General features: G+C 50.7%; 25 protein-coding genes and 1 tRNA gene. 14 read left to right on the forward strand and 12 right to left on the reverse strand.

Annotation, left to right across the window (positions count from 1 at the left end):
- Nucleotides 1-263 precede the first annotated feature (263 nt).
- Complete coding sequence (locus AC4BAN_RS08785; RefSeq protein ID WP_490564025.1) at nucleotides 264-1,715, reverse strand: tyrosine-type recombinase/integrase; 1,452 nt, start codon at nucleotides 1,713-1,715, stop codon at nucleotides 264-266.
- Between the two features lie 149 nt (nucleotides 1,716-1,864).
- On the opposite strand from AC4BAN_RS08785, the gene AC4BAN_RS08790 reads away from it, so the two are divergent.
- The gene (locus AC4BAN_RS08790) at nucleotides 1,865-2,248 is read left to right on the forward strand and encodes a hypothetical protein (RefSeq protein WP_490564026.1); all 384 of its coding nucleotides are present in this window, start codon (nucleotides 1,865-1,867) and stop codon (nucleotides 2,246-2,248) included.
- A 202-nt stretch (nucleotides 2,249-2,450) separates the two neighbouring features.
- Here the strand turns inward: AC4BAN_RS08790 and AC4BAN_RS08795 are convergent, their stop codons facing one another.
- From AC4BAN_RS08795 to mltG, 6 genes are all read right to left on the reverse strand, one after another.
- On the reverse strand, nucleotides 2,451-3,125 hold the full coding sequence (locus AC4BAN_RS08795) for a site-specific integrase (RefSeq protein ID WP_490564229.1): 675 nt from the start codon (nucleotides 3,123-3,125) through the stop codon (nucleotides 2,451-2,453).
- Nucleotides 3,126-3,134: 9 nt separating this feature from the next.
- Complete coding sequence (locus tag AC4BAN_RS08800) at nucleotides 3,135-3,518, reverse strand: Arm DNA-binding domain-containing protein (RefSeq protein ID WP_490564027.1); 384 nt, start codon at nucleotides 3,516-3,518, stop codon at nucleotides 3,135-3,137.
- Between the two features lie 313 nt (nucleotides 3,519-3,831).
- A tRNA-Ser gene (locus tag AC4BAN_RS08805) sits at nucleotides 3,832-3,916 on the reverse strand.
- 157 nt (nucleotides 3,917-4,073) lie between these two features.
- Complete coding sequence (locus AC4BAN_RS08810; RefSeq protein ID WP_490564028.1) at nucleotides 4,074-5,042, reverse strand: YihY/virulence factor BrkB family protein; 969 nt, start codon at nucleotides 5,040-5,042, stop codon at nucleotides 4,074-4,076.
- A complete protein-coding gene (locus AC4BAN_RS08815; protein WP_490564029.1) occupies nucleotides 5,032-5,454 on the reverse strand; it encodes an acyl-CoA thioesterase in 423 nt (140 codons plus the stop codon). The genes AC4BAN_RS08810 and AC4BAN_RS08815 overlap by 11 nt, the downstream gene beginning before the upstream one ends.
- 96 nt (nucleotides 5,455-5,550) lie before the next feature.
- Nucleotides 5,551-6,615, reverse strand: a complete 1,065-nt coding sequence (gene mltG / locus AC4BAN_RS08820) for an endolytic transglycosylase MltG (protein ID WP_490564030.1) — start codon at nucleotides 6,613-6,615, stop codon at nucleotides 5,551-5,553.
- A 221-nt stretch (nucleotides 6,616-6,836) separates the two neighbouring features.
- Between mltG and AC4BAN_RS08825 the strand changes: the two genes are divergently transcribed.
- Nucleotides 6,837-7,466: an L-threonylcarbamoyladenylate synthase gene (locus tag AC4BAN_RS08825; RefSeq protein ID WP_490564031.1), complete on the forward strand. Its 630-nt coding sequence runs from the start codon at nucleotides 6,837-6,839 to the stop codon at nucleotides 7,464-7,466.
- A 53-nt stretch (nucleotides 7,467-7,519) separates the two neighbouring features.
- On the opposite strand, the gene AC4BAN_RS08830 is transcribed toward AC4BAN_RS08825, so the two are convergent.
- A complete protein-coding gene (locus AC4BAN_RS08830) occupies nucleotides 7,520-8,428 on the reverse strand; it encodes a lysophospholipid acyltransferase family protein (RefSeq protein WP_490564032.1) in 909 nt (302 codons plus the stop codon).
- Between the two features lie 228 nt (nucleotides 8,429-8,656).
- On the opposite strand from AC4BAN_RS08830, the gene AC4BAN_RS08835 reads away from it, so the two are divergent.
- From AC4BAN_RS08835 to AC4BAN_RS08855, 5 genes are all read left to right on the forward strand, one after another.
- Nucleotides 8,657-9,241, forward strand: a complete 585-nt coding sequence (locus AC4BAN_RS08835; protein ID WP_490564033.1) for a WbqC family protein — start codon at nucleotides 8,657-8,659, stop codon at nucleotides 9,239-9,241.
- Between the two features lie 112 nt (nucleotides 9,242-9,353).
- Nucleotides 9,354-11,957: an ATP-dependent Clp protease ATP-binding subunit gene (locus AC4BAN_RS08840; RefSeq protein ID WP_490564034.1), complete on the forward strand. Its 2,604-nt coding sequence runs from the start codon at nucleotides 9,354-9,356 to the stop codon at nucleotides 11,955-11,957.
- Between the two features lie 184 nt (nucleotides 11,958-12,141).
- The gene (locus AC4BAN_RS08845; protein WP_490564035.1) at nucleotides 12,142-13,701 is read left to right on the forward strand and encodes an acyl-CoA carboxylase subunit beta; all 1,560 of its coding nucleotides are present in this window, start codon (nucleotides 12,142-12,144) and stop codon (nucleotides 13,699-13,701) included.
- An 81-nt stretch (nucleotides 13,702-13,782) separates the two neighbouring features.
- Nucleotides 13,783-14,853 carry a M42 family metallopeptidase gene (locus AC4BAN_RS08850; protein ID WP_490564036.1) on the forward strand — a complete coding sequence of 357 codons (1,071 nt, stop codon included), beginning with the start codon at nucleotides 13,783-13,785 and terminating at the stop codon, nucleotides 14,851-14,853.
- Nucleotides 14,854-15,471: 618 nt separating this feature from the next.
- Nucleotides 15,472-16,260: an ABC transporter substrate-binding protein gene (locus AC4BAN_RS08855; RefSeq protein WP_490564037.1), complete on the forward strand. Its 789-nt coding sequence runs from the start codon at nucleotides 15,472-15,474 to the stop codon at nucleotides 16,258-16,260.
- A gap of 48 nt (nucleotides 16,261-16,308) precedes the next feature.
- Here the strand turns inward: AC4BAN_RS08855 and AC4BAN_RS08860 are convergent, their stop codons facing one another.
- Genes AC4BAN_RS08860 through AC4BAN_RS08870 form a run of 3 tightly spaced genes read right to left on the reverse strand, consistent with a single transcriptional unit; the run spans nucleotide 16,309 to nucleotide 19,804 of the window.
- Entirely contained in the window at nucleotides 16,309-17,538 is a 1,230-nt protein-coding gene (locus AC4BAN_RS08860; RefSeq protein WP_490564038.1) for a 3-phosphoshikimate 1-carboxyvinyltransferase, read from the reverse strand.
- The gene (gene aroB / locus AC4BAN_RS08865; protein WP_490564039.1) at nucleotides 17,535-18,572 is read right to left on the reverse strand and encodes a 3-dehydroquinate synthase; all 1,038 of its coding nucleotides are present in this window, start codon (nucleotides 18,570-18,572) and stop codon (nucleotides 17,535-17,537) included. Before aroB ends, AC4BAN_RS08860 begins: the two co-directional genes overlap by 4 nt.
- A 50-nt stretch (nucleotides 18,573-18,622) precedes the next feature.
- Nucleotides 18,623-19,804 carry a chorismate mutase gene (locus tag AC4BAN_RS08870; RefSeq protein WP_490564040.1) on the reverse strand — a complete coding sequence of 394 codons (1,182 nt, stop codon included), beginning with the start codon at nucleotides 19,802-19,804 and terminating at the stop codon, nucleotides 18,623-18,625.
- Between the two features lie 174 nt (nucleotides 19,805-19,978).
- Here AC4BAN_RS08870 and AC4BAN_RS08875 point away from each other — a divergent pair, with 174 nt between their 5' ends.
- On the forward strand, nucleotides 19,979-21,166 hold the full coding sequence (locus AC4BAN_RS08875; RefSeq protein WP_490564041.1) for a proline dehydrogenase family protein: 1,188 nt from the start codon (nucleotides 19,979-19,981) through the stop codon (nucleotides 21,164-21,166).
- An 84-nt stretch (nucleotides 21,167-21,250) separates the two neighbouring features.
- Here AC4BAN_RS08875 and AC4BAN_RS08880 read toward each other — a convergent pair whose 3' ends face one another.
- Nucleotides 21,251-21,451, reverse strand: a complete 201-nt coding sequence (locus tag AC4BAN_RS08880) for a hypothetical protein (protein ID WP_490564042.1) — start codon at nucleotides 21,449-21,451, stop codon at nucleotides 21,251-21,253.
- 144 nt (nucleotides 21,452-21,595) lie between these two features.
- Here AC4BAN_RS08880 and AC4BAN_RS08885 point away from each other — a divergent pair, with 144 nt between their 5' ends.
- From AC4BAN_RS08885 to AC4BAN_RS08910, 6 genes are all read left to right on the forward strand, one after another.
- Entirely contained in the window at nucleotides 21,596-22,168 is a 573-nt protein-coding gene (locus AC4BAN_RS08885; RefSeq protein WP_490564043.1) for an RNA polymerase sigma factor, read from the forward strand.
- Between the two features lie 42 nt (nucleotides 22,169-22,210).
- Nucleotides 22,211-23,299, forward strand: a complete 1,089-nt coding sequence (locus AC4BAN_RS08890) for a S1C family serine protease (protein WP_490564044.1) — start codon at nucleotides 22,211-22,213, stop codon at nucleotides 23,297-23,299.
- A gap of 150 nt (nucleotides 23,300-23,449) precedes the next feature.
- Nucleotides 23,450-24,124: a fasciclin domain-containing protein gene (locus AC4BAN_RS08895; protein WP_490564045.1), complete on the forward strand. Its 675-nt coding sequence runs from the start codon at nucleotides 23,450-23,452 to the stop codon at nucleotides 24,122-24,124.
- A 117-nt stretch (nucleotides 24,125-24,241) separates the two neighbouring features.
- Nucleotides 24,242-24,973, forward strand: coding sequence for a fasciclin domain-containing protein (locus AC4BAN_RS08900; protein ID WP_490564046.1), 732 nt, complete (start codon nucleotides 24,242-24,244; stop codon nucleotides 24,971-24,973).
- A 109-nt stretch (nucleotides 24,974-25,082) separates the two neighbouring features.
- Nucleotides 25,083-25,727, forward strand: coding sequence for a fasciclin domain-containing protein (locus tag AC4BAN_RS08905; protein ID WP_490564047.1), 645 nt, complete (start codon nucleotides 25,083-25,085; stop codon nucleotides 25,725-25,727).
- A 178-nt stretch (nucleotides 25,728-25,905) separates the two neighbouring features.
- Nucleotides 25,906-26,451: a hypothetical protein gene (locus tag AC4BAN_RS08910; RefSeq protein WP_490564048.1), complete on the forward strand. Its 546-nt coding sequence runs from the start codon at nucleotides 25,906-25,908 to the stop codon at nucleotides 26,449-26,451.
- The last annotated feature ends 25 nt before the right edge of the window (nucleotides 26,452-26,476 follow it).

Below are 26,476 nucleotides of genomic sequence, written 5' to 3' on the forward strand. Positions count from 1 at the left end.
TGCCTTTGGTTCTTTTTCTGATCGTTGCTGAGCTTTAGTGGCCTTTGATGCCGCCCAGACCTAAAAAAGCCTGAAAGACACGCCACTTTTAAAGCTCGTAAATTCACAATCACGGTCAACTACTGGATATGCGTAAACATACGGTTATTGCCACTATGTGCGAAGGTGATTGCCCCTGTTTTATAGCAGTTGCCTTTACCTGTTCGTTTCTTTGCAGCAGTTTTCATACCCATAGCATATTCTTTAGCTAATATAGGAATTATTCACAAGTTGTCAAGCGGGCTGGTGATCTTTTCCAATGAGTGGCTCGTCACGTGCGTGTAGATCTCGTTGGTCCGGCTCGAGCCGTGGCCCAGCAGCGTCTGGATGTAGCGCAGGTCCGTGCCTTGCTCGAGCAAATGCGTGGCAAAAGAGTGGCGCAGGGTGTGGGGCGTCGCCTTCGTCTGGATTCCGGCCTTTGCCATGCTGGCCCTAAAAACATTACGGATGCTCTCCACCGTGTACTGCCCGCCCGTCTGCCCCTCAAAGAGCCACACCTTCGGCTTATAAGCTTTGTAGTAAGCCCTGAGGCTCTCCAGCAGCTTTTGGGAAAGCAAGGTGGTGCGGTCTTTTTTGCCCTTACCACCGCGAATGAGCAGCAGGTTTCGCTCCGACTGCACGTCCGTAAGCTTGAGATTGATCACCTCGCTTATCCGCAGGCCGCCTGCGTACAGGAGCTGCAAGAGGCAGCGGTGCTTCAAGTTCTCTGTGACAGATAGAATCCGGGCCACCTCCTGCTTGCTGAGCACGGTGGGCAGGCGGCGGGGCTTCTCGGGCCGCTCCACCAGGTTTAGCTGCACTTCGTGCCGGCCCAGCACCCGCTGAAAATAGAACTTGACGGCGTTGATGGACTGGCTGATGGTGGAAAAAGAGTATTTCTGGCTCTGCACCATACCCCGGTGATAGTGGTTGATCTCCTCCTCTGAGAAGGCGTTGATCTGCTCCAGCCCCTGCTCTTTATGCCCGTTCAAAAAACGCAGCAGAAGCGAGTGGTAGGTACGGATGGTATTCAAAGAGTAATTGAGAAGAAAGAGCTTCTCCAGGTAAGCCACAGGGCTGGCAATATAGCCCACCCCCTTGGCGTAGTTCTGTTCCCAGAGCCTTGCCTGCAGCCTCAGGTCCCGCACCTTCAGCGTTTGGGCCAGCCACACCTGCGCCACCCCCGCCACATCATCAAGCAGCAGGTGCATGCTGTCGCTGCCTGCCTCCATCACAAAGCACTTTAGCGCTGGCAGCCATCTGCAGCTTTTGCTAAGCCTCAGGCACTCATAGATGCTCCTGTCGTAGGCGTGGCTGATCTGCACCAGCGATTTCCCCTCGTGCTCCAGCGGCTGCAGACGCACCACTGGCAGCACAGGCGCCTTCTTTAGCGGCACAGAAGCATGCCCCCCGGAGAGGATCACCAGGCCTTCTGCCGGCCTGAGCCTTTTGGGGCGGTAGAGGTAGCGCGCGTCTACCTTTGCCGTCCCCTCAAAGTGCACATGCAGCCTTTCGATGCGCTGATCAGAGCGATGCATCACAAAGCACTTGTAGGTCTTGCTGTACTTTACCCACGCGGCCTCCTTCAGCCGCTTCACGATGAAAGGGTTGGGCTTGTGCCAGATACGGATAAAGGGCTTTCCCTCGTGCTCCAGGGGATTGAGGAAGATGACCGGTTGCAAAGAGTTGTAGTACATGTCACAATAAATTGATTAACCGGTGCAATAACGCGCTTTCCAAACACTTAGCCGGAGATTACGCGTATAGTTCCGTAAGTATCCGGATGATACGGATATAGCCGGATAATCCGGATATAAGCGCATACGTACGAATAAGAAAGCAAAACATGGAAAAAGACAACAGGAAATGCGGGCAGTGCGGAGGTCCCATGACGGGAAGGTCGGACAAGAGGTTCTGCTCCGACCAGTGCCGGGCGGCGGCGGGCAACCTGCGTAAGCTCGAGGACGAGGGCGAGCAGTTGATGCGCCAGGTGAACGCCACCCTTAGAAAGAACAGGCATCTGCTAAAGCAGGCGAGCCCTCTGGGAAAGACGACCGTCAGGCGAAAGGCCCTTGAACTTCATGGCTTCGACTTCCGCCACTTCACCCACCTCTACCGCGCCAATAACGGCAACACCTACCACTTCTGCTACGACTACGGCTATATGCTGCTTGAGGAGGAGAAAATGCTCATCGTCAACTGGCAGCAGTATATGGGGAATAGAAGGTAAATTACATCATATCTTTAACTTCGTTGTAACATGACCATCTCAAGTGATCTACTTTCGCATCTCACATTCTGGCTCCGAGGTATCGAAAGGTTCTGGAGCCTTAGCTATTCTTACACTCCTGGTACTTCAATTTCTCATTTAACAAACGCATATCCTCACCAACCTTAATGTCCAGTACTTTAGCATAGTGTTGCGTAGTCCTCTAGTTGGTGTGACCCAGCATTATTGATACACTCTCCATCGGCACCCCGTTCAACAGTGTAACAGTAGTGGCGAAGGTATGGCGGGCCGTATGGAAAGTCATCGTTTTTGTAATACCGCATAAGTCAGCAATCTCCTTTAAGTAGGCATTAAGCTTTTGGTTACTAGGCACGGGCATTACCTTCCCCTCAATTAAACACTGCGGATCGTGTTTATACTTTTCGATGATCGATTTGGCTGTGGAGAGTAGCGGAATGCGGGATGGCGTATCGGTCTTTTGCCGGTTCTTGAATATCCATTGCTCACCATCTACACCAGGCACAATGTCTGAGCGCTTTAGCCCCTTCACGTCCACATAGGCAAGTCCTGTAAAGCAACTGAACAGGAAGATATCCCGCACCTGCGTGAGGCGCTCCGACACGAATTCTTTCTTGGCTATCCTGTCCAGCTCATCCTCTGTCAGGAACACCCGGTCAACTTGCCTGATCTTCGCCTTGTAGTTAAGAATAGGACTGTTTTTGATCCATCCGTTTGCCATGCAGATACGGATAATCTTTCCGAAGTTCTTGATGTACTTAACGGCTGTGTTGTTGGAACACTTCCTGACGCTACGCAGGCAGAACTCATAATCAGCCACAAAAGCATGGTTTATTTTACTAACGGCGATATCCCCTATCCCATACTTTCACTCCATAAAGTATTTTGTGTGCTTCAGTGAAGTTTCATAGCGCTCCAGCGTCCCGGGCGCGAACTCATCGCCCACCATGGCAGCAACTTTTTCGTTGTGCTCTTTGAAAACATCGAGTAGCATAATAACCCGCTCTCCCTTGCCTGTCAGCTTTCCCTTCAGGCTCTCGGTAGTAACGGGCTCGTCCGCTGCCAACAGCTGCCGTTGCGCATCATACACCTTGACTTTGAGCATATCTAGGAAACTGTTCAGTGACTTGGCAGCTTCTCTTGTTCCGGATGCTCTCCCTGCAGCCCCGATCCAGCGGCTGGGCTCACACGCTCTGCTGGTGGATACCTCAGCGCGCTTTCCATCAACCGTAATGCGCAGGTAAACGGGCACAGGCCCTCAATGATAGTTCTTGGGCTTTTTAAGGTAAAAGAGGATGTTGATGTTTACACTCCTGACAGTGACTTTAAAAGTTAAACAAAGTTAGCTTTGCAGTCACCTGACAACAAGATATACAACTACTGTACAACCTGTAAATCAACTAGTTGAGACGAATCTGGTGAGTAAGAATTTACCGTTGATGAACTCACCAGATGACTCACCTATAATTTGAAAGAAAGTGAACAATTTAGCATTCCTGGTAAAGCAAAAAAGCCTGCAAATACTTGATTTGCAGGCTTTTAATTGCTTTTGGTATGGCTACCAGCAGAGAGTGAGGGATTCGAACCCCCGGACCTGTAACAGTCAACGGTTTTCAAGACCGCCGCATTCGACCACTCTGCCAACTCTCTAATAATTTCGAATACAAAAGTAGGGCGCCGACGGGAATTATCAAAATTATACCGCACAATTTTTATTCTGATTAGACCAAAAACCAGCTAAACAACTGATCTGTAAGCTTAAAAAGATTCCAGTACCCGGCAGGCAGCGCTTCCTATACTTTCGGTGCTATGCTTTCGCTACCGGAGCCGCTATACTTTTACGGGTGCGCACCAGGCGTTTGGTCACCGTATCGATGCTCACGTTGATCTCAAAACCAAAAATTAGGATCATCGAAACAAAATCCAGCCAGATCATCAAACCAATTAGCGCCCCAATAGACCCATAAAACTTGTTGTAAGTATCAAAAGCACTGATATAAAAGGAGAACAACATGGACACCAGGAAAATGAGGCCCGTCGCCACTACGGCTCCTGCCGAAAAAAAAGGCCACTTGTCCTCTATTGCAGGCACATAGTAATAGACAATGGAGGTAGCCAGCAAAAACAGGAACACGATGGCCACATACTTCAGAATAACGAGCAATGTATAGGTGTAACTCTCGGTTACCACCTCGTAAAAAACAAGCACATCAAGTATCCACTGCCCAAAAAAGATGGCGGCCACGGCCATGAACAGGATAAGCGACAGCACAAGGGTAAGGGCAGTGGCGATCATTCGCTTTTTGATGTAACTGCGCTTGTAAAAAGTATGGTATTTTTTATCAAAGGCATCCATCAACGACATAATGCCATTGGTAGAGAGTACAAGCGCGAACAGAAAACCGAAGGACAGCAAGCCCCCGCGCGGTTTGTTCACAATGTCTTCGATGGTAGTGTAGGCCACTGCATACATCTCCTCGGGCATAAAGTCCGCAATAAAATTGAGGATGCTCTCGCTTAGGTCCAGCGAAAGCACGCTGGGAATGTATGGAATAAGGGTGAAAAGGAAAATGATGCTTGGGAAAATGGCCAGCGTAAAGTTAAACGCCATGTAAGAGGCCCGTTTGGTTACCGAGTCAAGGCGCAGCTCTCCCAGCAGCACATCGGCCACCTCGTATACCGAAGATTGCCCGTTGTTGAACCGCCACCTTTTCAGGAACACGATGAACTTACGGTACGCTCTGCGGCGTTTTAAATATTGCTGGTTAAGCCTCATTCGTTACAAAGTACGAATCTAATTTCTCATGGATCAAAGGAGGCACCGCCGTTGGCCTGCCCGACTTCATGTCCACAAACACCATCGTGGTTTCGCCTACGTTTAACAGCTCTGTTGCTTCGTTGTATACTTCATACTCGAATTTTATACGAGATCCGTGGGGCTTATGCCTTAGAAAAAGCTTGATGGTAAGCAGGTCGTCATACTTTGCCGGACGGATGTACTTGCACTTCAGCTCCAGCACGGGCATCATGGTGCCGGTTGCTTCCATCTTTTTATAATTTATGCCCAGGCGCCTGAACACCTCGGTACGCGCCACCTCATAATAGGCGGCATAATTGCCATAGTATACATACCCCATCTGGTCGGTTTCGGCGTATCGCACGCGTAGCTGCACTTCTGATTCAAACATACCTTGTTATTTATGGCATATCACGACACACGTATCACGACTTTTGAGTGACAAAACATCGTGCTACGTGGTACGCGGTACGTGTGTCGTTATATTTTACTTCAATATTTTCCGCTCGTTCAAGGCGTTCTGAAAACGGCGGGCATTTGCCTGGTGCTCTGCCGCGGTTACGGCAAAATTATGGTATCCGGAGAAATCTTCTTTGGCGCAGAAATAAATATACGCGTGCGCCTCCGGGTTCAGAACCGCATCAATGCTGGAGATGGCCGGCACGTTTATCGGCCCTGGCGGCAAGCCCTTGTAGCGGTAAGTATTGTAGGGCGAGTCGGTGGCGAGGTGTTTGTTCAGCACCCGGCGTATGGTAAAGTCCCTTACCCCGAAGATCACTGTGGGGTCGGCCTGTAGCAGCATGCCTTTTTGTAGCCGGTTCAGGTAAACGCCCGCCACACGCGGTTGCTCGTCTTTTTTAGCCGTTTCGGCCTGCACAATAGAGGCCAGCGTAGATACTTGCTGCGGGGTAAGGTGCAGCTTTTCTGCCTTGGCCCTGCGCTCCTCGTTCCAGAATCGGGTATACTCTGCCTTCATCCGCTCCATCAACTGCGGGGCCGTAATCGTCCAGTATACTTCGTAGGTGTTGGGCACGAACATGCTCACCACCGTGGTGGTATCAAAACCCAGCCCTTGCAGGTATTCCTGGTTGTTGAGCAGGCTGTCTAACTGTTGTTGCGTCGGCTCCAGGTCGGCGGCCAGTTTTTCGGCCAGCTGGCTTCTGAGCCGCACGCTGTTAAAGGTAAGTTTCAGGGGCGTTTGCTCGCCCAGGCGCAACACCCCGATCAGCTGGCGGTTATTCCACCCGTTTTCCAGCTTGTAGCGGCCCGGCTTCACCAGCCCATCATAGTCCATCAGCTTCGACATAAACCGGAGTGACAGCTTATCGATGATCACGCCGGTAGCCTCAATAGAGTCCATGGCTTGCTCGTAGGTGGCCCCGGTGGGGATGAGCACGTAGGTATCCTGGTCTTTGGTGTCCACGTTAGGGGTGTACACGATCTGGTAAGCATAATAAGAAAAACTCACAAACAGGAACAGGAACAGCACAATTAGGCTTGGCACCAGTTTGCTCTTTTCTTTTCTCCTTTGTTTTTTAGCGTTAGTAGCCATAGTGGTAGTAAAAGGCCCGGAACAAAAATTAGGTTCCTTGCACCATGTTTTCAAAAGGCAAAAATAACACTTCTGTTTCTAATTCTGAATCAGAGTTTGCCTAATTGGGTGAATAATAAATCCACAGCCGCCAGGCCGGCCTTTAAATTTATATGAAACGCATCTTTATTCAATCCAGTATGCTTACTTTATACTTCGGATCTTAAAGCACCCCTTAAACTATGCCTAACGCTACTTTCCTCCAGATACACCCCGAAACCCCACAGGAACGCAAGATCTATGAAGCCGTGGATATCCTGCGCAACGGCGGTGTGATCATTTACCCCACCGATACCATTTATGGCATTGGCTGCGACATACATAACGCACGGGCTATTGAGCGGGTGTGCCAGATAAAAGGGGTGAAACCAGACAAGGTAAATCTGTCGTTCATCTGCTCTGACCTCACGCACATCTCCGACTACGCCAAAATAGACACCCCCACCTACAAGGTGATGAAGAAAGCCCTGCCCGGCGCCTTTACTTTTATCCTGAACGCCACCAGCCATGTACCTAAATACACCAGTGGCAAAAAGAAAACCGTAGGCATTCGGGTTCCGGATAATAAAATAGCCCTGATGCTGGTAAAAGAGCTGGGCAACCCTATCCTCTCCACCTCCATCCGCGACGAAGATGATGTTGTAGAGTACAGCACCGACCCCGAACTTATCTATGAGAAGTATAGAAACCTGGTGGACTGTGTGATTGACGGCGGCCCTGGCCACAACAAGGCCTCGACGGTAGTAGACGTGACCGGAAACGGATTTGAGGTGCTAAGAGAAGGCGCCGGCGACATTGAGCAGTATTTGTAAGGGATAGCAACGTTTTGAGTTTTAAATGTCCCGGAATGCATGTTTCGCCCTGATCAACCTTTTACCTGGCCCTGGTTGCGCTTGTGTTTCCAGCGTTTGTGGGTCCAGAGGTAGTCGGCGGGGCTACGGCGGATGGTTTCCTCCAGCTTTCGGGCAAAGGCCTCGGTGATCGGGAAGAGGCCCTCCCCGGCTTTTTCGGTGCCGTCTGCCAGCTTTTCAAAGGTCAGCTGGTAATGCCCGCGCCTGATGCGGTGTACGTCCAGGTAAAGCACCGGGTAGCCAAAAGTATTCGCCAGTTTCTCAGCCCCCACAAAGAAAGCCGTATCCTGGTTAAGGAAGTGCGTCCAGTACTGTATCTCGCTAAAAGGAGGTGTTTGGTCCGATAGCATGGCAATCACGCGCGGTACTTTCCTGTTCTGGATAAAGTCGCGCATAGTGTCCTTCATTTTAATGAGGCGGGCACCCAGCCGCGTGCGAAGGTAGTGCATGAACTCCTCGAAAAAGACATTGCTCAGTGGCTTGTAAACACCTTCGGCCGGAAAAGCGAACTGCACGGCACCCGCCGATAGCACCCACTCCCAGTTACCGGTGTGGGAGCCCATGGTAATCACGGGTTTTCCTTGCTGCACAAAGTCGTCCAGCAGCTCCTGGTTTACAAAAACGATCCTGCTTCGCATCTCGGCTGCGTCTATCGAGGCCAGTTTCAGCATCTCCACCACCACATCCATAAAATGCCTGTAAAAGGCCTTAGTCAGCTGCTGGATTTCCGGCTCGGTTTTCTCAGGGAATGCGTTGCGCAGATTCTGCAGCACGACTTTCTTGCGGTACCCGATCACAAAGTATACCAGCAAAAAAAGAAAGTCTGAAAGCACATAGAGGATGGCCAGGGGCAGCCACGACAAGCCCTTGAGCAGTAACCAAAGCGGGAAGTACAGTGGTGGAATTTTAATCCTTCTCTCCATAGGTGTAAAAGCTCCGGCAAAGGTACAACCTCCCGTTAGATTATGAAATTACAGAATTCATGCTTATTTAGCAGTTAATAAAGCCACCCTGCGCCACTTTCGGGTAAAGGAGCATTTCTTTCAGATCAGGGAAGGCACCTTTATGCTTGACCGTGCTGAACCAATAGCATGTACCAATCCCTTCACACTTTAACGCTTTAGTTAAATTTGATTCTACTTACCGAAACCATGTACAACCCGCCCGTGCAGTACTTCTGGCACGCTTTGCGCGCCGATGCCCTCCTGCTGGAGCAGCACGAGCACTATGCCAAGCAAAGTTACCGCAACCGCTGCCACATTCTTACGGCCCAGGGGGTGCAGCCCCTCAGTGTGCCGGTGCTGCGGGGTAGCAGCAAAAATAAGATTCCGGTCAGCCAGATTGAGATCGACTACAGCCAGAAATGGCTGAACGTACATTGGCGCACCCTACAGGCCGCTTACGGACGCGCGCCTTATTTTGAATTTTACAGTGACTACCTGCAGGAAGTGTATGACCGGCAGCCAAAATATTTATTCGAGCTGAACGTGGATTTATTGCGGCTTTACCTTAAATTACTAAAACTAAACAGGCCTATTCATTTCACTGAGGCCTACCAACATCAGGCTCCTGCCAATGTGCTGGACCAACGCAATAGGATACACCCGAAAATCTATCCTGACAATTTGCACGTAAATCCCTATACTCAGGTATTTGGCAAACAATTTGCACCGGAGTTAAGTATAATTGACTTGTTGTTTACACAGGGGCCAGCGTCGCTTTCTTATCTGCAGTAACGCCGGCCGGCAAGCTGAACAAATACGCTCCACGGCTTGTTAAGTAGAGAGCCTTTCTGTTAGCCTCAGCCAATTACCAAATTTTGATTTTTTTAAGTTTTATATACAATACATGGAAGCTAAATTCTCAAACAGAGTGAAAGAGGTTATCTCGCTCAGCCGTGAGGAAGCTATTCGACTTGGTCATGATTACATTGGCACCGAACACCTGGTGCTGGGCATGATTCGGGAAGGAGAAGGTACCGCCATTGCCCTGCTCAAGAAGCTTGGCGTTTCGATAGATGAGTTAAAGTACGCTTTAGAGCAAGCTACCCGAAATACAGCCACCCAAAGCAGCAACATAACAGGCAGTATCCCGCTAACCAAACAAACTGAAAAGGTGCTTAAGATCACCTACCTGGAGGCCAAGATCTTCAAGAGTGATATCATCGGTACCGAGCACCTCTTATTATCCATCCTGCGGGATGAAGACAATATTTCTTCACAAATATTAGCGAAATTCAACGTGAACTACGAAGCAATAAGAGATTCCCTGGATTATCACAGCAATAATCCATTGGCCTCGTCTGACACAGACGATTCCGATGACTCTGACAAGTTATTCGGCAGCTCCTCCTCCCGATCTGGCAGCGCCAGTAAAAAGCCCGGCGAGAAATCACGCACCCCGGTGCTGGATAACTTTGGCCGCGATTTAACCAAGCTGGCAGAAGACGACAAGCTGGACCCTATTGTGGGCCGCGAGAAAGAGATTGAGCGTGTGGCCCAGGTGTTGAGCCGCCGTAAAAAAAACAACCCGATCCTGATCGGGGAGCCTGGCGTGGGTAAAACAGCCATCGCTGAAGGCCTCGCCCTGCGCATTATTCAGAAAAAGGTAAGCCGTGTGCTGTTTAACAAGCGCGTGGTAACCCTTGACCTGGCCTCGCTGGTAGCAGGCACCAAATACCGTGGCCAGTTTGAGGAGCGCATGAAGGCCGTGATGAACGAGCTGGAGAAGTCGCCGGACGTGATCCTGTTCATCGATGAGCTGCACACGATTGTGGGTGCCGGTGGCGCCTCAGGCTCCCTCGATGCCTCCAACATGTTCAAGCCTGCGCTGGCACGTGGCGAGATCCAATGCATCGGGGCCACCACCCTGGATGAGTACCGCCAGTACATCGAGAAAGATGGCGCCCTGGCCCGCCGTTTCCAGATTGTGATGGTAGACCCTACCACACCCGAGGAAACCATCGAGATTTTGAACAATATCAAGGACAAGTACCAGGACCACCACCATGTAAACTACACCGACAAGGCGATTGAGGCCTGCGTAAAATTCAGTGACCGCTACATGAGCGACCGCTTTTTACCAGACAAAGCCATCGACGTGCTGGATGAGGCTGGTGCCCGTGTGCACATTAACAACATTGTGGTGCCCGATGATATCCTGAAGCTTGAAGAGCAGATTGAGAACATCAAAGGCGAGAAAAACCGCGTGGTGAAAAGCCAGAAGTACGAAGAGGCCGCCCAACTGCGCGACAAGGAGAAAAAACTGATCGACCAGCTCGACAATGCCAAGAAGAACTGGGAAGAGGAGACGAAGAAAAAGCGTTACACGGTAAAAGAGGAAAATGTGGCAGAGGTTATTGCCATGATGACAGGTATACCGGTAAAACGTATCGCTCAGAAAGAAGGCGTGAAACTGCTCAACATGGGCGATGAGCTGAAAGGCCGAGTGATTGGGCAGGACAAAGCCATTGGCCAGTTGGTGAAAGCCATCCAGCGTACGCGTGTGGGACTGAAAGACCCGAAAAAGCCAATCGGCTCGTTCGTGTTCCTGGGTCCGACGGGTGTGGGTAAGACAGAGCTCGCCAAAGTGCTGGCAACTTACCTGTTCGATAAAGAGGACTCGCTGGTGCGCATCGACATGAGTGAGTACATGGAGAAGTTCAGCGTATCCCGCCTGGTGGGAGCGCCTCCGGGATATGTGGGCTACGAAGAAGGTGGCCAGCTGACCGAGAAGATCCGCCGCAAGCCGTACTCCGTGGTGCTGTTGGATGAGATCGAGAAAGCGCACCCCGATGTATACAACCTGCTGCTGCAGGTGCTGGACGATGGTATCCTGACAGACGGATTGGGCCGCAAGGTCGATTTCCGGAACACGATCATCATCATGACCTCTAACATTGGTGCCCGCGACCTGCAGGATTTCGGAGCCGGAATTGGTTTCTTGTCGAAGAGCAAGCAGGAGAACGTGGATGACATTATGAAGACCACAATCGCCAGTGCGCTCAAGAAAACGTTTTCCCCGGAGTTCCTGAACCGTCTGGATGATGTGATCGTGTTCAACTCGCTTAACCGCGAGGACATGCACAAGATCATCGAGCTGTCGCTTAGCAAACTGTTCAAGCGCGTGGAGGCCCTGGGCTACACCATCGAGCTGACCAAAGAGGCAAAAGACTTTGTAGCCGAGAAAGGGTATGATCCGAAGTATGGCGCCCGCCCGCTGAACCGCGCTATCCAGAAGTACATCGAAGACCCGATTGCCGAGGAGATACTGAAGGCCGAGGTTAACCAGGGAGACACCATACAGGTTGACTTTAAGGAAGGAGACGAAAACCTGACCTTTAAGTCGAAGAAGAGCAACGGCAAAAAGCCCAAAGGCGCTTCCGATGAAACGGAGGAAGAGAAAGAGTCCTCCAAACCCTCGCCTTCTGACAAGGGCAAGGATAAAGAATAACCTGCCTTACATACTTTGATAAGGGCTGCCGCTAAGGCAGCCCTTATTTTTTGACCAAATTTTAACAACATCATTGGCTATTACCCAGAAAATAGTACAACTGTACCGGATTTTGCCTCAGAGTTTATAAATTTGAGAATTAATTACTAAACACGACACACTTACCTCGTTATACTCTATTTTGATGGCCGGAGAAATAAAAAAGACCCAGTTAGCAACGCTGGACCGCAAAAATGCCGAAGCACTGTTGGGTGGCGGAGAAGACCGCATAAAAGCACAGCACAAAAAAGGAAAACTGACAGCCCGCGAGCGCATTCACCTGTTAATGGACGAAGGCTCTTTTGAGGAGATCGGCAAGTTTGTGATGCACCGCTCCAAAGACTTTGGCCTGGACAAGCAGTATTTCCTGGGCGATGGCGTGGTAACCGGCTACGGCACCATCAATGGCCGCATGGTGTATGTGTTCTCCCAGGACTTTACCGTGCTGGGCGGCTCGCTTTCCGAAACCCATGCCGAGAAGATCGTGAAGATCATGGAGCTGGCCATGAAGAACGGCGCCCCGGTTATCGGCCTCAACGACTCCGGCGGTGCCCGCATTCAGGAAGGCGTGGTATCCCTGGGCGGCTATGCCGACATCTTCTACCGCAATACCCTTGCCTCCGGCGTCATCCCACAGATTTCAGCCATCATGGGGCCATGCGCAGGCGGCGCCGTATACTCCCCGGCCATCACCGATTTTATCATGATGGTGGAGGATACCTCGTACATGTTCGTGACCGGGCCCAACGTGGTGAAAACAGTGACCCATGAAGAAGTAACATCCGAGGAACTGGGTGGGGCCAGCACCCACAGCACCAAAAGCGGCGTCACGCATTTCTCCTGCGCCAATGAGGTGGAGTGCATCAACTACATCAAAAAGCTGCTGAGCTATATCCCCCAGAATTGCGAAGACCTGCCCCCTGCTTTGCCTTACGAAGCCGGACAGGATGAAACCCGCGCAGTGCTGGACACCATCATCCCCGAAAACCCGAACCAGCCCTACGATATCCGCGAGGTGATCGAGGGCATCATCGATGCGGACTCTTTTTTTGAGGTACACAAGAACTTCGGCGATAACATTGTGGTTGGCTTCGCCCGCTTGGGTGGCCGCAGCATTGGCATCGTAGGCAACCAGCCTGCCGTACTGGCCGGCGTACTGGATATTAACGCCAGCACCAAAGCTGCCCGCTTCGTGCGCTTCTGCGACTGTTTTAATGTACCGCTGCTGGTGCTGGAGGACGTGCCGGGCTTCCTGCCGGGCACCGACCAGGAGTGGCGCGGCATTATTACCAATGGCGCCAAACTGCTGTATGCCTTCTGCGAGGCAACGGTTCCGCGCATCACCGTGATCACGCGCAAGGCCTACGGCGGCGCTTACGACGTGATGAACTCCAAGCACATCGGTGCCGACATGAACTTTGCCTGGCCAACCGCCGAGATTGCCGTGATGGGTGCCCAGGGCGCTGCCGAGATCATCTTTAAGCGAGAGATAGCCGAGGCCGAAGACCCGGCTGCGAAACTGGCCGAGAAGGTGCAGGAGTATAAAGAGAAATTCGCCACACCGTACCGCGCGGCGCACCGGGGCTTTATCGATGAGGTGATCCTTCCCTCAGAGACACGGGCTAAACTAATCAAAGCGTTTAAGATGCTGGAAAACAAAGCAGTAAGCCTGCCACGCAAAAAACACGGCAACATACCGCTATAATTATTTTTGATTTTGAAAGGATTTTAGCAAAAATGTACGTACATATATGCTTTGCATAATCTGAACAGCAAACCCACACACATGAGACAAGAATCGTTTGAGTTCCTACAAAAATACCTGAATAACTCCTCCCCCACTGGCTTCGAATCGGAGGGTCAGAAAATGTGGCTGGAGTATGTAAAGCCCTACATTGATGAGTATTTTGTGGATACCTACGGCACTGTGGTGGGCGTGATCAACCCCAAAGCCACGTATAAGGTAGTGATTGAGGCGCACGCCGATGAGATTTCCTGGTTTGTGAATTATATTACACCCGAAGGGTACATCTACCTGAAGCGCAACGGCGGTTCTGATGCACTGATTGCCCCATCGAAGCGCGTAAACATTTACACGGCAAAGGGCATTGTGAAAGCAGTTTTCGGCTGGCCGGCCATACATGTGCGCAAGGTAGAGAACGACAAGGCCCCAACGCTGGAAACCGTATTCCTGGATTGCGGCGCCAATAACCGCGAGGAAGTCGAGGCGATGGGCATCCATGTGGGTTGCGTTGCAACTTTTGAGGATGAGTTTACCGTAATGAACGACCGCTATTACGTAGGCCGTGCCCTGGATAACCGCATTGGAGGCTTTATGATTGCGGAAGTGGCGCGTATGCTAAAGGAAAACAACCAGCAGCTGCCCTTCGGCCTATACGTTGTGAACGCGGTGCAGGAGGAGATTGGCCTGCGGGGTGCCGAGATGATCGCGCACCGCATTAACCCGGATGTAGCCATTATCACCGACGTGACCCACGACACGCAGTCCCCGATGTATGAGAAAAAGACCAGTGGCGACATTCATTGTGGCAAAGGCCCGGTTATCGCCTATGGCCCCGCCGTGCAGAACAACCTGCGCGACCTGATCATCAACACGGCCAATGAAAAGGAGATCCCGTTTCAGCGCTCCGCCGTTTCGCGCGCCACCGGCACCGACACCGATGCCTTTGCCTACTCGAACGCCGGTGTTGCCTCTGCCCTGATCTCCCTGCCCCTGAAGTATATGCACACCACCGTAGAAACCGTGCACAAGGATGATGTGGAGAGCGTGATTAAAATGATCTACGAAACGATTCTGAAGATAGAGGACAAGCAGGATTTCCGTTACCTGAAGTAACGATCTTACTTTTAGCGATTACAAAACCCCAGCGCCTTAGAGTTGCGCTGGGGTTTTGTTTTTTCCTTATTTTATGTAATTTTAGTACAACCAACTTGTTTGTGATGAATCGATATCTTTTCTGGATTTTAATGTTATTGCCGTGGGCAGCTTTTGTGCTGAGTACTTATATCTTAAAAGACACGGCATATCCCTGGATATTTATCTTTAACATTCTCTTTTTACAGGTCATTGTTCTGAATATTCGCCGGAAGCAGGTGGGCCTGACCCTAATTGAATCACTCAAAGCTATAGTTCCGGGCTTAGGCTACCACGAGTGGCGCCGCCTATACTTTGCCAAACCATAAGAAGCAACTACCATTTACGCATGAAACGCACTAACTTTTGGCTAGTATCATTTCTTACTGTCGCAGCACTAACGGTATTTGTTCTATCGCCTGCGCCATCTCAACTTCTTATTGCTATACTCCCGCTGTTCGTCTTTTTTCCGGTTGCACTTAACAAGCGCCGCAAAGCGATAAACATGAGTGTTAAGGATGCGATAATGGCTTATCTTCCGTTTTATGGAATACAACAGTTAAGACGTTTATACCTGTAACGTTAGCTTAACTACAAGAAATGATCTTTACCGACCAGATGGGCCACCAGGTAACGATGCTGAAAAGTCCGCAACGCATCATCTCGCTGGTGCCCTCGCAAACGGAGCTTTTGTTTGACCTGGGTTTAGCGGATCGAGTGGTAGGCGTTACCAAATTCTGCATCCACCCCAAAGAGCAAACAAAGCAGAAAACCGTTATCGGCGGCACCAAGAACTTTCAGTTCGACAAGATCGCCGCACTGCAACCGGACCTGATCATTGGCAACAAAGAGGAGAACTACCAGGAAGGGATTGAGCAGTTGCAACAAAAGTATAACGTATGGATGAGCGACATTTATACGTTAGACGATGCCCTGGAAATGATGCAGCAGGTAGGGAGCCTGACAGCAACTGAGGCCAGGGCACAGGAACTGGTGCAAAGTATACGTTCCAGTTTCGGGCAGCTCCAGCCCGTAGAGCCAGGCGTCAGCGCGGCATACTTTATCTGGCGAAAACCCTACATGGCGGTGGGCAGCAACAATTTCATCGACCATATGCTACGCCGCTGCGGCTTTACGAACGCTTTTGCCACGCTGCCACGCTACCCGGAGGTGACGCCGGAAATCCTCCGGCAGGCTAGCCCGCAACTCATCCTGCTTTCTTCGGAGCCTTATCCGTTTAAAGAAAAGCACGTACAGGAGTTCCTGGAACTATGCCCGCATGCCATGGTTAAAATAGTGGATGGGGAGATGTTCAGTTGGTATGGCAGCAGGTTGCTACAGGCGCCGGGCTATTTGCAGGAGCTGCTACAGGAAGTACAGAACGCTTAATTTCGCTCTTCTTACTTAATTGTTTTACAAGTTGCTGCTGCGCATTTTTCACGCCTCATACTTTTCCAAAAAACCTACGCTCTTTAGATCCTCCCAAAACTTGGGGTACGACTTGCGCACCACGTCTGGCTCCTGAATCTGAACCGGCTCCAGCAGGGCTAGCGGGGCGAAGGCCATGGCCATGCGGTGGTCCTGGTAGGTACGGAAGGCCAGTTGCTTTTTAGTGATGATGCCGGGTGTCATCCGGAACACGCCGGGGGTGATCTCCTCTAGCGAGGTATCCATGCCCAGCACCTCTATCTGCAGCGCCTGTATACGGTCAGTTTCTTTGATGCGGAGGCTTTCAAGGCCCGTCATTTCCAGGGTCACCCCTAAACCGGCGCAAAGCGCAACCACGGTCTGGGCCAGGTCCGGGCAGTCCGAAAAGTCGAAAGAAACGTGTTTCTCGTGGTGCTTTTTGATGAGCTTTACCCCCTCTGCTGTAAACGTGGTAAAAACACCCAGCCGCTGCATAATATCCACTACCGCACGATCACCCTGCAACGAATGCTCCTTAAGCCCGGGCAAGTCCACTTCGGCCTCCCTGGCCAGCGCCACGATGCTGTACCAGTAACTTGCCGCCGACCAATCAGACTCTATCTGAAAGGTGGCCGGCTTATACTGTTGGTGCGGTACAGTGATGGTGTCTCCTTCAAAAGTAGTCTCAACTCCAAACTGGCGCATGATAGCGCGTGTCATGTCGATGTAGGGCCGGGACCCGATCTTGCCCTGCAACTGCAGGTGCAACCCCTCCGGCAACAGCGGCGCCACCATTAGCAGGGCAGATACATACTGACTGCTGATGTCGCTGCGCACCACGAGCCGGTTTTTGCCACTCCCGTTAAAGCTGTTTATTTTTAAAGGCGGATACCCTTCCTCGCCCAGGTAATCGATGCTGGCGCCTAGTTCCCGCAACGCATCTACCAGTACCTTAATGGGCCGCTGGCACATGCGCGCAGTTCCCGTTAATGTTTTATTTTGCCCGGTAACGGCATAAAAGGCCGTCAGGAAGCGCATCACCGTACCGGCGTCCTCTGCGTCTATAGTTTGTGCATCACTTTTAAGCAGGCACTGCAGCAGCTGTGTGTCGTTGGCATCGGAAAGGTTTTGCAGCATGGCTTTCTCCCCTGATAAGGCGGCGATGATGAGGGCTCGGTTGGCCTCACTTTTAGAAGCGGGCAGTTTTATACTTCCCTTGATAGCGCCTGTCGGGTGGCTTAAGGTGATGCTTTGGCTCATAGGGAGGTATAGTAACGAAGTGAGGCAACGATCTCCTGCACCGTAACCGGCTGGTCGTACACGGCCTGCCCAATGTTTTGCAGCAAGGTGCAGTTGATGATATCGTGCGTGTTTTTCTTGTCTTGTAAAGCAAGTTGGGCGATATGTTGGATGTCGGCCTCGGTGAGGGGCACCTTCTCGTAAACAGACACCAGAAAGGTTTCGATCTGCTCCAGTTCCTCCTGGGGCAGCAGCTTATGCTTCACCGAAAGCCACGACTCGCAGTGCATGCCCACGGCAATGGCCTCCCCGTGCAGCAGCTGCCGCCCGGTTTGCTCCATCATAAAACTCTCTACGGCATGGCCCACGGTGTGCCCGAAATTAAGCACTTTGCGGTAACCTGCCTCCTGCGGGTCTGCCTCCACCACAGCAGACTTTATACTTACAGCATGGCGGATGATCTCCTCCCAGTCCTCCACGAACAAACCCACCTGCCGTTGCTCCCTGAACTTGTCGGCATCGGCGATCAGCCAATGCTTTATCACCTCGGCATAGCCAGATTTAAGCTGGCGCGGCGGCAGTGTCTGCAGGAAAGCAGGGTTAATAAACACCGCCTGGGGCTCTTTATAAACGCCAATATGATTCTTTAACCCCTGAAAGTCGATCCCGGTTTTACCGCCCACGCTGGCATCTACCTGAGCCAGCAAAGTGGTGGGCACCTGCACAAAGAAAAGCCCGCGCTTAAACACAGCCGCACAGAACCCTCCCATATCCCCGATCACGCCGCCCCCTAAATTAACCAGCAACGACCAGCGGTCCAGGTGCAGCGCTGTCATGCGCTCCCAGATGTGCACGCACGTTTCCAGGGTTTTATGCGCTTCACCGCTTCTGACCTGGATAATCTGGTGCGCAGGCAGGTAAGGTTTAAGCAGGGGGTAACAGAGGGCCAGGGTATTTTCATCTACCAGAACCACCACTTTGCTAAAGGCCCGGTTTTGGAGCAGTTCCGGCAGTTCCTTCAAAGCCTGGTTACCGATGTGTATCGTTTCAGTCATGCGTTCGGGTTAGAAAGTTAAGGGATGAAAGAGCAAGGCTTAAAAGCCTATCAGCCCTTGTCCGCTTCTTTGTTGAGTATCTGCGTTTGTATACGGATAGATTCCACGTGGATCAGTTTGTAAAGCTCTGCCACGAAATCCGGTTGAACGCCTGCCTCAGAGGCCCAGTCAGCACGCGTTGTAAAGATCTCTTTCCAGCGCTCCAGCTGCAGCACCTGTACATTGTGCTGTTTTTTATAGTGGCCCATCTGCTGCACCAGGGCCATCCTCTTGGCCAGCGCGGCAATCAGGTCATGGTCGGCGCCATCAATCTGCAGCCGAAGCTCCTCCGCCCTGCTTACCAGGTCCGCATCATCGTACGTTCCTTTTCTTACCTGTAACTGGCCCAGTATCTTTTTTAAAACCTCCGGGCTCACCTGCTGTCCGGCATCGCTTAAGGCCTGGTCCGGCTGAGGGTGCGTTTCGATCATCACCCCGTCGTAGCCCAAATCCAATGCTTTCTGCGACACCGGGTAGAGCAATTCGCGGTTGCCGGCAATGTGGCTGGGGTCCACGAGCAGGGGCAAGTTCTGGAAACGCGCTTTCAGCTCGATGGGAATCTGCCAGAGGGGCGTGTTTCTATACTTCGATTCCTGGTAAGAGGAAAAGCCCCGGTGAATGGCCGCCAGATCGGTGATACCTGTGTTATAAATACGCTCAATGGCCCCAATCCACAACGCCAGATCCGGGTTTACAGGATTCTTCAGCATCACCGGCACCTGCACGCCTTGCAAGGCGTCGGCAATCTCTTGCACGGCAAAGGGGTTCACAGTGGTGCGGGCGCCTATCCACAGCACATCTATATCATGTTTTAACGCCTCTTCCACATGCCTGCCGGTGGCCACTTCGGTGGTTACAGGCAAGCCATACACCTGCTTTACCTGCCGCAGCCATTCCAGCCCGACATGCCCAACCCCTTCAAAAGAGTTGGGCCGGGAGCGGGGTTTCCAGATGCCGGCCCTGAACAGGTGCACGTTTTGTTTGGCAAGCGCGGCGGCTGTCTGCATTACCTGCGCCTCGCTTTCGGCACTGCAAGGGCCGGCGATCACAAGCGGACGCCCGCTGCCTGCCAGCAGTTTTGTGAAAATTGATGTGTTCGGGTTAAACTCCATTCGATTGATCTTGCCACAAAGGTAACCTTTGTTCAGGTAAAAGCCCAGTACCGTGTTTGAAGCCTCTTTAGAATGCTGCACGGTGCGGGTTGCTTCTGTCCGGGTAGGTGCAAAGTGTGCGTTTCAGAGGGTAAACAACTGGCCACGCGCAGAAGTTTAAGGTTTGGTTACCAATTAAATTAAGCCTTAATTGGGGCTTTGAATGGTTGTGAACTATGCCCGAAGCCGTATCTTTGCAACGCTAAATTTACCTACATGAACCCGACTACAAAATTGTCATTCGACGATACAGCCGTTGCTTTCTCCTCTAAGTCTAACGCTGAGCTCTATAAAATGTACCTGCTGTTTAAGTCCATGAACAGCAACACGCTGGTAAAGGTAGGCGGCGGACTTTTAAACACGGCTTTGCGCCTGCACTTACCGATCAACTTCCTCATCAAGCCCACCATTTTCAACCATTTTTGCGGCGGAGAAACCATTGAGGAGTCGGAGCGCGCCATTCAGGAACTGAGCAAGTACAATATCGGCACCATTCTGGATTACTCAGTAGAGGGCGAAGGCGATGAGAAAAGCTTTGACGCCACCCGCGACGAACTGCTGCACGCCATAGAGAAGGCGCATGGCAACAAGAACATCCCTTTCTCGGTGTTTAAGATAACCGGGCTGATCGATATAAACCTGCTCGAAAAGGTTCAGCAAAAGCAGGAACTGAACGTAACGGACCGCGCCGCCTTTGAACGGGGCCGCGACCGGGTAAACGCCATTTGCAAGAGCTGCCACGACAAAGACGTAAAAGTTTTTATTGATGCCGAGGAAAGCTGGATCCAGGAAACAATAGATAACCTGACCTACGAGATGATGGCCCTCTACAACAAGGAGAAGGCCAATATCTACAACACGTACCAGCTCTACCGACACGATCGGTTAGACGTGCTGAGGCGCGATTATGAGAATGCCCTGCAGGAAGGCTATTACCTGGGCGCCAAACTGGTGCGCGGGGCCTACATGGAAAAGGAACGCAGGCGCGCCCAGGCGGAAGGGTACGAAAGCCCGATAAACCCAAGCAAGGAAGCTACGGACCTGCTCTTTAATGAGGCCCTGCGATTCTGTGCTGCGCATGTTGACCGGATCGCCTTCTGCAATGGCACCCACAACGAGGACAGCTGTTACCTGTTAGTGGAGCTGATGGAGGAGTACAACATCGCCCCGAATGACCCGCGCGTATACTTTGCCCAGCTATATGGCATGAGCGACAACCTTTCTTATAATCTGGCGCATGCAGGCTACAATGTGGCGAAGTATGTGCCCTACGGACCGGTAGAGGCTGTAATCCCCTACCTCCTGCGCCGCGCTAACGAAAACACGGCCATTGCGGGACAAAGCAGCCGGGAGTTCACCCTGATCAAACGCGAGATGGAGCGCCGCAGTAGGAAACGAGCCTAAAAAACAGCGGGACCCCGCGCTAAAGCACGGGGTCCCGCTGTGTGTTTTCGAACTATAAGCCTATCGCCTAAGTTCTTGCTTCAATTACTGTACTGGAGCAACTTCAGTAGCTGGAGTCTCTTCAACAACAACAGTTGAGTCAACAACAACTTCTTCTTCCATTACTGGAGTTTCTTCAACAACCTCAGTTTCTACAGCTTCAGTTTCAGTAGCAGCTTCTTCGTTGTTACAAGCTGTGAAAGAAAGAGCAAGAGCTACGATAGCAAGAGTGAATAAATTTTTCATTTTTTGTGTGATTAAGTGTTTTTGGTTTCGATTTTGAATGTTCATACCCAAACACCGGATTGGTAACCCAACTATTTTAAGATTTTTAAAAATATTTTTTTGATGGGTTACTAATTGCCCCTAAACGTATTAAAATTGACTGGAATGAAGAAGCGTTTGTATGAGACAGATGAGGAGATCATAGAAGGGATCCGGCGCAACGATGAGAGGGCGCTGTCTTATATGTACAAACTTTACTGCCCGATGATCACTCACCTTATTTTGAGTAACAGCGGAACCGAGGACGAGGCCAAAGACATTTACCAGGAAGGCGTGATCGTGTTCTATGAGAAGATCAAGGACAACAGCCTGGAGTTAAGCTGCCAGATCAAAACGTACCTCTATGCGGTGTGCAGAAGGCTCTGGCTGAAGCGACTGGCCGAAAAAGGGCGCTTTGTCAGCAAACTCGACGATACGGACGCCGTGGTGCCCGTTGAGGATGATCTGCTGCAGCATGAGGAACAGGAAAAGCAGTTCGGTTTGATGGGCGAAGCCCTCGGGCAGTTAGGTGAACCCTGCCGCTCGCTGATCGAAGCCTATTACATTTACACGCAGAACATGCAGGAGATTACCGAGAAGTTTGGCTATACCAATTCAGATACGGCTAAAAATCAAAAGTATAAATGCCTGCAACGCCTGAAGAAATTATTTTTTACGACCTATAAGCCCGAGGTTTAGAGGGCTGCTACAGCAAGGCTCCGGCCTAAAAGAGAAGTACAGATGTTAGAGTATCGCACTTACGAACAGATAGAACGCTACCTAAAAGGTGAGATGACGGCCGAGGAGCTGTTAACCTTTGAGGCACTTATGCAAACCGATGCACGGCTGGCCAGCCAGGTGCGCGTGCATCAGTCGCTGTTGCAGTCTATGCGTGCGTATGGCCAGCGCCAGTCGCTCCGGCAGCAACTCGATCGCATCCATACCGACCTCGATACCGAGAACGCGACAGAAACAGCCCCCAATGGCTGGAAAGTATTCTGGAATCGTCATAAGCAAACTGCTGCCGTAGCCGCCAGTGTTTCCATCATGGCCGTGTTCGGCGCCCTCTGGACGGCACAGCAGATCAAATCTCCGGTACAGCAGCAAACAGCGCGTTACGTAGAACTTCGCCGCGAGGTGGAGCGCCTCAAAAAAACCCAGACCGCTATCATTAACGGCATCAACGATGCCTCTAAACCTGTACCACAGCCCGCTGCTTTCTACGGTACCGGTTTTGCGATATCCGCAGCCGGCTACCTGGTAACCAGCTCGCATGTGGTGGAGGGCGCCGATTCCATCATGATCGAAAACAAGTCCGGATCAAAGTATAAAGTGGTGGAGGTTTACCGCGACGAGATCCACGACCTGTCTATCCTGAAAGTTTCTGATCCTGCTTTTGCCGGGTTCGACAAGCTGCCTTATACTTTTAAGACCAACGAGTCTGATTTAGGAGAAAGCGTTTACACCCTGGGCTATCCGCGCGAGGATATCGTGTTTGGCGAAGGATCACTGAGCTCCGTAACTGGCTTTGAGGGCGACACAACGGCCTACCAGATCTCCATTCCGCTTAACCCGGGCAATAGTGGCGGTCCGTTACTCGACGATAAAGGTAACCTGATTGGGGTGATAAGTGGCAAGCAGGCTGGTCAGGAAGGTGCTGCTTTTGCCATCAAGTCGGCATATTTGTTGCAAATGATCAATGAATTACCGGCGTCCACTACCTTATCACCGCTAACGCTACCTAAAAAGAATACCTTATCCGGTAGTTCCAGGCCACAGCAGCTAAAAAAGCTGAAAGATTACGTCTTTGTAGTAAAGGTGTATAATTAATTAGTAAACACCCTTTCTTTTATAGTATAGTCTAGTGTTGGCTGGTTTAAAAAACCTGCTCTGCTTACTGGTGTCTAACATTTTAGCACAAATTTCAGTTTAACTCTAGTTGAGAGGATGATAAAATCCTGAGAACTTAAACTGAAAGCTATGAAAAAATTAATGTTAAACCCGTTGGCTATAGTAGCCATGGCCTCCATGACCATGTTTAGCTGCGCCAGCTCAGACAAAATGAACGATACCACTGCCATGGAGGATAACACCTCTATGAGTGAAACCCAAACAATGGCAGGTGACGTTGAGGTAGAAACTGACATGGACGCAAACATGGACATGGATACTGACATGGACATGGATTACAATACCATGTTTGAGGATATCAGCAATACCGCACAGTACAACATCGTATCACTCGCGCAAACCAGCCCGGAATTATCCACCTTTGTTAACCTGGTGCAGGCCGCCGGCCTGGCCGACGTGTTACAGGGTGAGGGTCCTTTTACTGTATTTGCCCCTTCTAACGCAGCCTTCGCAAAAATGCCACAAGCGCAGCTGGATATGCTTATGAAGCCCGAGAATAAGGCCGAGCTGATTAAGGTGCTGCAACTCCATGTGCTTCCTTCCAAAGTATCTTCTATGCAGTTTAAGAATAACCAACGCATTGAAGCCGCAGGAGACAAATTCGTTGATGTGTCAGTGGACAATATTAACAATGTAATGATAGGAGGAGCCCGAATCGTAAAGCCAAATGTGGAGGCATCCAACGGCATGCTGCATGTAGTGGATGGAGTAATTCAAACCTCTACAAGTACCGGAGGATATTAACTCCCTATTATAAATCCGGAGGAGTTAACTACTGTATAACCGGAATTGAAAAGTGTTTCATTGCCATTGCTCTTAGCCTGGCAATGAAACCAATTGTTTAACTAAACCTGAAAAACTATGAAGATTATAAAAATGAAACCACTGGCCGTAGCGGCCCTGGCATCGGCCACGCTCTTTAGCTGCGCCAGTTCTGAAAACATGAACGATACAACCGCCATGAGCGACGGGGTAACAATGAGTGAAACGCAAACGATGGCAGGTAGCGCCAAAGACGACATGGATGATGCTGATGCGGTGGTTGTTGAAACAGCCGTAGTGGCCCCCATTGCCACGGTTCCAATCGCCACGCTGTCTCTTAAAAACACCGTGGAGGTAGATGAAATGTTTAAAAACATGGACACCGAAAAGTATGACCTGGTGTCGCTGGCGAAAACGAGCCCGAACCTTAGCACTTTTGTGCAGTTGGTAGAAGCCGCTGGCATGAGCGATGATTTGAAGCGAGAAGGAGCTTTCACCCTTTTTGCTCCGACAAACGAAGCGTTTGCGAAATTATCGCAACAGGAACTGGAAATGCTGATGTTACCCGAAAACAAGAGCAAACTGATCGAAGTGCTTCGCGTGCATGTACTGCCGTCTGAAGTTCCCTCTTCTCAGTTCAATTCCTCTCAACGTATTAAAATATCAGAGAATAAGTATATCCCTGTTAATACACAGCTTAACGGTACACGCGTCCTGATTGGGGGTGCAACTATTCTGGTACCAAATGTGGAAGCATCTAACGGCCTAATCCACGTAGTGGATAGCGTTATTATGCCAAGCGAAGATGCTACCGACGGAGGCATGTACTAAGTTGTACACAATGCTTAATTTAAAAAGGCCCTCTGCTGTCAGTTGGGCCTTTTTTCAGGTGCGTTTCGTAAATTTAAAAACAGATAATTACATAAAAATATCACTAACAATGAAAAATAAAGTCACACATGCGTTTCTTTCATTGTCTGTTGCTTCACTGCTCTTAATTGGTTGCGCCAGCTCTGATACTGGCACCGATGTTACAGCAGGCACAGCACTGGAAAACGAAATAAAAGAAGATGAGTCAGGCGCCCAGGCACCGATGGATCCGGACACGGATATGTCGGCGGAAGGCACACAGAATGACAACGTGTCGGCCGACAACGAAATAGGCCGCGAAATGAATATCGTGGCCTTGGTGCAGCAGAACCCGAACCTATCCACGCTGTTGGAACTGATCAGGGCCGCTGACTTGGTTACGGTGCTCGAAAGCCCTGCGCCTTACACGGTATTTGCCCCCACCAATGAGGCTTTCGCGGCATTACCTGCAGGCACACTGGAAGCACTTAAAAGACCCGGCAACAAGCTTGAACTTACGCGGCTGCTGCAAGCCCATGTGCTCCCCAACAGGATCACGTCACCTGAAATGCAGGACAACATGCCCATGATGACTGCAACGGGGGAAAAGCTTATAGTTACGAAAGTGGGGCAGGCAATTCATGTGGGCGGAGCCACAGTTATCAAGGCTGATGTAAATGCTTCTAACGGTGTGGTGCACGTGATCGACAAAGTGCTTGTGCCCCCTCAAAAGTAAGCTCTGCGCAGGTGGCGGATCAACATGTGATTCCGGATAAGTGTGCTGCCAAAATGGCCTGTCGCCACCTGCTTTCGTAACCTAAAAACAAGTGCCCCGTTATTATAAACCTGAAGCAACTGTGTATTATTAGGGGTTGCAAATAATTATTAGTGAATAAAACTATAAAGAAAAAGCTATGATGGATAAAGATGAAAATGCGGGAATGATGACCGCTATGTTCCGTGACAGAGAAAGTGCAGAGCGTGCCTACAACGAACTGAGAGCACGCGGATATGACAAAGACGATATCAACGTTGTCATGTCTGATGAAGCAAGAGACCGCCACTTCGCAGACGTGGAGGATACAGATGAGGAAGACAGAACTGAACTTGGTAACAAATCATTAGAAGGCACAGGTGCTGGTTCCGCCATTGGTGGTACGCTAGGTGCAATTATCGGTGCTGTTGCAGCAATTGGCACCTCGGTAGCCATCCCTGGTTTGGGCTTAATTGTTGCTGGCCCGCTGGCAGCAGGTTTAGCCGGTGCTGGTGCAGGGGGTTTAACTGGTGGACTGATTGGCGCCCTGGTAGGTGCCGGCATTCCGGAAGAAAGAGCCAAAGTATACGAAACAGGTATCAAAGAGGGTAACATTGTACTTGGTTTCAAGCCGCACTCATCCGAAGATGCCCGTTATTTCGAAACACATTTTCAGAAAAACAGAGGAGAGCATATCTATTATTAATAGTACTCCCTGCTAATCATAAAAA

Source organism: Pontibacter sp. GD13, assembly GCF_058216355.1.

Excerpts from the sequence above, each read along its gene's own strand:
- AC4BAN_RS08790 (WP_490564026.1), top strand. The coding sequence starts at position 1,865 with ATGGAAAAAGACAACAGGAAATGCGGGCAGTGCGGAGGTCCCATGACG.
- AC4BAN_RS08850 (WP_490564036.1), top strand. The coding sequence starts at position 13,783 with ATGAGACAAGAATCGTTTGAGTTCCTACAAAAATACCTGAATAACTCC.
- AC4BAN_RS08860 (WP_490564038.1), bottom strand. The coding sequence starts at position 17,538 with ATGAGCCAAAGCATCACCTTAAGCCACCCGACAGGCGCTATCAAGGGA.
- AC4BAN_RS08895 (WP_490564045.1), top strand. The coding sequence starts at position 23,450 with ATGAAAAAATTAATGTTAAACCCGTTGGCTATAGTAGCCATGGCCTCC.
- AC4BAN_RS08875 (WP_490564041.1), top strand. The coding sequence starts at position 19,979 with ATGAACCCGACTACAAAATTGTCATTCGACGATACAGCCGTTGCTTTC.
- AC4BAN_RS08880 (WP_490564042.1), bottom strand. The coding sequence starts at position 21,451 with ATGAAAAATTTATTCACTCTTGCTATCGTAGCTCTTGCTCTTTCTTTC.
- AC4BAN_RS08905 (WP_490564047.1), top strand. The coding sequence starts at position 25,083 with ATGAAAAATAAAGTCACACATGCGTTTCTTTCATTGTCTGTTGCTTCA.
- AC4BAN_RS08855 (WP_490564037.1), top strand. The coding sequence starts at position 15,472 with ATGATCTTTACCGACCAGATGGGCCACCAGGTAACGATGCTGAAAAGT.
- AC4BAN_RS08835 (WP_490564033.1), top strand. The coding sequence starts at position 8,657 with ATGTACAACCCGCCCGTGCAGTACTTCTGGCACGCTTTGCGCGCCGAT.
- AC4BAN_RS08825 (WP_490564031.1), top strand. The coding sequence starts at position 6,837 with ATGCCTAACGCTACTTTCCTCCAGATACACCCCGAAACCCCACAGGAA.
- AC4BAN_RS08840 (WP_490564034.1), top strand. The coding sequence starts at position 9,354 with ATGGAAGCTAAATTCTCAAACAGAGTGAAAGAGGTTATCTCGCTCAGC.
- AC4BAN_RS08890 (WP_490564044.1), top strand. The coding sequence starts at position 22,211 with ATGTTAGAGTATCGCACTTACGAACAGATAGAACGCTACCTAAAAGGT.
- AC4BAN_RS08845 (WP_490564035.1), top strand. The coding sequence starts at position 12,142 with ATGGCCGGAGAAATAAAAAAGACCCAGTTAGCAACGCTGGACCGCAAA.
- AC4BAN_RS08810 (WP_490564028.1), bottom strand. The coding sequence starts at position 5,042 with ATGAGGCTTAACCAGCAATATTTAAAACGCCGCAGAGCGTACCGTAAG.
- AC4BAN_RS08885 (WP_490564043.1), top strand. The coding sequence starts at position 21,596 with ATGAAGAAGCGTTTGTATGAGACAGATGAGGAGATCATAGAAGGGATC.
- AC4BAN_RS08830 (WP_490564032.1), bottom strand. The coding sequence starts at position 8,428 with ATGGAGAGAAGGATTAAAATTCCACCACTGTACTTCCCGCTTTGGTTA.
- AC4BAN_RS08910 (WP_490564048.1), top strand. The coding sequence starts at position 25,906 with ATGATGGATAAAGATGAAAATGCGGGAATGATGACCGCTATGTTCCGT.
- aroB (WP_490564039.1), bottom strand. The coding sequence starts at position 18,572 with ATGACTGAAACGATACACATCGGTAACCAGGCTTTGAAGGAACTGCCG.
- mltG (WP_490564030.1), bottom strand. The coding sequence starts at position 6,615 with ATGGCTACTAACGCTAAAAAACAAAGGAGAAAAGAAAAGAGCAAACTG.
- AC4BAN_RS08900 (WP_490564046.1), top strand. The coding sequence starts at position 24,242 with ATGAAGATTATAAAAATGAAACCACTGGCCGTAGCGGCCCTGGCATCG.
- AC4BAN_RS08785 (WP_490564025.1), bottom strand. The coding sequence starts at position 1,715 with ATGTACTACAACTCTTTGCAACCGGTCATCTTCCTCAATCCCCTGGAG.
- AC4BAN_RS08815 (WP_490564029.1), bottom strand. The coding sequence starts at position 5,454 with ATGTTTGAATCAGAAGTGCAGCTACGCGTGCGATACGCCGAAACCGAC.